Genomic DNA, 3,080 nt, shown 5'->3' with positions numbered 1-3,080 from the left:
TCCCTTGGGATCGGCGCTGGGCCGTCGTTCACGACGCGGCGGCGGACGATGCCTCGACAGGTTGGGTCCCCTGCCAGAACTTCATGATCGGCACCCGCACGCCCGGCCTTGCCGGCATCTGGGCAAGGCTAGACCCAGACGCAGGGCGCATCACGCTGTCCCATGCCGAATTGGGCGAAATTAACTTCTCGCCCGACGATGCCGCAGATCAGGTCCGGTTCCTCGACTGGGTCATGCCGCTCTGCCCCGAAACCCGCGCGCGCCCTGTGGCTGTCGTGGCTCTGCCTGATCGCGGTTGGACCGATACCGATTATCCATCTGTAACGCTGATGAACTCCGCCTCGCACCGCGCCGTGGAAGAGCGCATTGGCCACTCGCTCGAGCCCGAGCGCTGGCGCGGCAATATCTGGTTTGACGGACGAACCGCTTTCGAAGAACTCGACTGGATCGGCAAGCGCCTTCGGGTCGGGACCGCCATCCTTGAGGTGAGGGAGCCTGTGAAGCGTTGCCTGCACACCGCCGCCAACCCCCGGACCGGCGCGCGCGATGCCGACACACTGGGCGCGCTTGATGCCGGATGGGGCCATCGGAACTTTGGCATTTACACAGAAGTCGTGCAGGATGGGACCGTGGCCCTCGGAGACGAACTGGAGATCCTGAATTGAACCTGACTTTCCCCGAGGCCGAAGCCCCCGACGATGAAGCCCGCGAGATCGGCCGCAAGCTGTTTGCCGGCCAGACCGAGTTTCTCAAAGGCGTAGTCGCCATGTCCGGAATGCCGCCTGCCGACCGGATCGAGGTCTGCTTTGCGGGGCGCTCCAATGTGGGCAAATCGAGCCTCATCAACGCGCTCACCGGCCGCAAGGGCCTTGCCCGCGCTTCCAACACGCCGGGGCGCACGCAAGAGATCAACTTCTTCACCGTGGGCGAGGCGCATTATCTTGTCGACCTTCCCGGCTATGGCTTTGCCAATGCGCCGCTCGCGGTTGTGCAGAAATGGCAGAAGCTGCTCAAATCCTATCTCTCGGGCCGCCCCACCTTGCGGCGCGTGTTCGTCCTGATCGACGCCCGCCACGGCGCCAAGGCCGTTGACGAAGAGATTATGGGCCTTCTCGACAAATCCGCCGTGACGTTTCAGGTGGTGATGACCAAGACCGACAAGGTCAGCAAAGCCGAGCTTGCCAAATCGCTCGAGATCACGCGGGCCTCGCTGGCCAAACATCCCGCGGCCTTCCCCGAGATCGTTCTGACCTCTTCGGAAAAGAGCGACGGGATCGAGACACTTCGCGCTATCATTGCAACCATCGACTAACCCGCAGAAGGGGATCAGAGGGTGAGGAAACAAGACATGAACCGAGACTGGATCGCCACCGCCCGGACCCTTTCCGAGGCCCTGCCGTTCCTCCAGCGCTATTCCGGGGCGATTGTCGTCGTGAAATTCGGCGGCAACGCGATGGGCGATGCCGAGGCCATGGCCGAGTTTGCCCGCGATATCGTCTTGATGCGGCAGGTGGGGGTCAATCCGGTTGTCGTTCATGGCGGCGGGCCGATGATCAATGATCTTCTGAACCGTCTTGGCATCAAATCCGAATTCGTGCGCGGCAAGCGCGTGACGGATCAGGCCACGGTCGAGGTGGTCGAGATGGTCCTCACAGGCCTTGTCAACAAGCGCATCGTTCAGGCGATCATGGACGAAGGCGGCCGCGCCGTGGGCCTTTCCGGCAAGGACGACGATCTGATGGTCTGCGAGGCCGACGATCCGGAGCTGGGCTTTGTCGGCCGCCCGATCGAGATGAACGTGCAGGTGCTGCGCGACCTCTTCACCGCCGGGATCATCCCCGTGGTGGCGCCCGTGGCGACCGGCATGGACCCGCTCGAAACCTTCAACGTCAACGGCGACACTGCGGCCGGGGCAATCGCGGGTGCGCTGAAGGCGGATCGCCTGCTTCTGCTGACGGACGTGGCCGGCGTGAAGGACAGCTCGGGCGAGGTGGTGACGGAGCTTGTCCCCGACGACATCCGCAAGCTGACCGCCGAAGGGGTGATCGCGGGCGGCATGATCCCGAAGACCGAGACCGCGCTGAAAGCGCTGGAGGAAGGCGTGCGCGCCGTGGTCATCGTCGACGGTCGCGTGCCCAACGCCTGCCTGCTGGAGTTGTTCACCGAACATGGCTCCGGCTCGATGATCCGGCAACCGGACCTGCCGCCGCTCACCCCGCGCAGATGACCCTCGAGCGGGTGGATGCCGCGGCCCGCGCGCAGGCACTGGCCGTGCGTGGTGTGCTGCATCCCGGCCCGCACGACGGCGCGCCCGAAGGCACAGGGACCATCGTGCTGCTGGGCCCGGACGAGCCGCGCTTCTGGCAGGTGTTCACCGCTTCGCCCGAGTATGGCGACGGCGGCGAGGACCCGCTGGACCGCTGGTCGAAACGGGTGATCGGCGCGCTGGCCTCGGACCTCGGCGCGCCCGCCATCTTCCCGTCCGACGGTCCGCCCTACCCGCCGTTCCTGCAATGGGCGGTGGACAGCGGGCGATGCTGGCCGTCCCCCGTGGGCCTTCTGGTGCATGACCAAGCGGGGCTGTTCCTCAGCTTTCGCGGTGCCCTCGCCCTGCCCGACCGGCTCGACCTCCCCGCGCCGCCCACGCGCCCCTGTGACACCTGCGCCGCCCCCTGCACGACCGCCTGCCCGGTGTCCGCGCTGGCAGAGCGGCAGGCCTACGATGTCTCGCGCTGTCAGGCCCACGTGGCAAGCCCTGAGGGGGCCGCGTGCCGGCAGGGCTGCCTCGTCCGGCGCGCCTGCCCGGTGGCGAAAGACTTCCGGCGGCGCCTCGAACAGTCCACCTTCCACATGTCCGCATTCATGAGGCATTACCGACCGTGAAACGCCTGATCCTGATGCGCCACGCCAAGTCCGACTGGTCCCTCGGCCAGCCCGACGCCGCCCGTCCACTGAACGCCCGGGGCCAGAGGTCCGCCGAAGCCATGGGCGACTGGCTGCGAGAGAAGGGCTACCTGCCCGACCAGATCCTCTGCTCCAGCGCGCAGCGCACGCGCGAGACGCTGGACCTGCTGCGCATC

5 protein-coding genes are annotated in these 3,080 nt (G+C 66.3%); all 5 read left to right on the top strand.

Going from position 1 to position 3,080, the window contains the following annotated elements; all coding sequences use genetic code 11:
- A partial coding sequence (locus ACEQXV_RS08605; protein WP_370268764.1) for an MOSC domain-containing protein occupies positions 1 to 665 on the top strand: 665 nt, incomplete at its 5' end.
- Entirely contained in the window at positions 662 to 1,312 is a 651-nt protein-coding gene (yihA, locus tag ACEQXV_RS08600; RefSeq protein WP_370268763.1) for a ribosome biogenesis GTP-binding protein YihA/YsxC, read from the top strand. The genes ACEQXV_RS08605 and yihA, both read left to right, overlap by 4 nt.
- A 36-nt stretch (positions 1,313 to 1,348) precedes the next feature.
- Positions 1,349 to 2,227, top strand: a complete 879-nt coding sequence (gene argB / locus ACEQXV_RS08595) for an acetylglutamate kinase (protein ID WP_370268762.1) — start codon at positions 1,349 to 1,351, stop codon at positions 2,225 to 2,227.
- A 44-nt stretch (positions 2,228 to 2,271) separates the two neighbouring features.
- A complete protein-coding gene (locus tag ACEQXV_RS08590; RefSeq protein ID WP_372525507.1) occupies positions 2,272 to 2,883 on the top strand; it encodes a ferredoxin in 612 nt (203 codons plus the stop codon).
- Positions 2,880 to 3,080: histidine phosphatase family protein (locus ACEQXV_RS08585; protein WP_370268758.1), on the top strand; the 201-nt coding region annotated here is incomplete at its 3' end. The genes ACEQXV_RS08590 and ACEQXV_RS08585, both read left to right, overlap by 4 nt.

The organism is Nioella sp., assembly GCF_964229645.1.
Lineage (GTDB): Bacteria > Pseudomonadota > Alphaproteobacteria > Rhodobacterales > Rhodobacteraceae > Nioella.
Note: the sequence above shows the minus strand (reverse complement) of the source record. Positions and strands in the feature narration are given on the sequence as shown.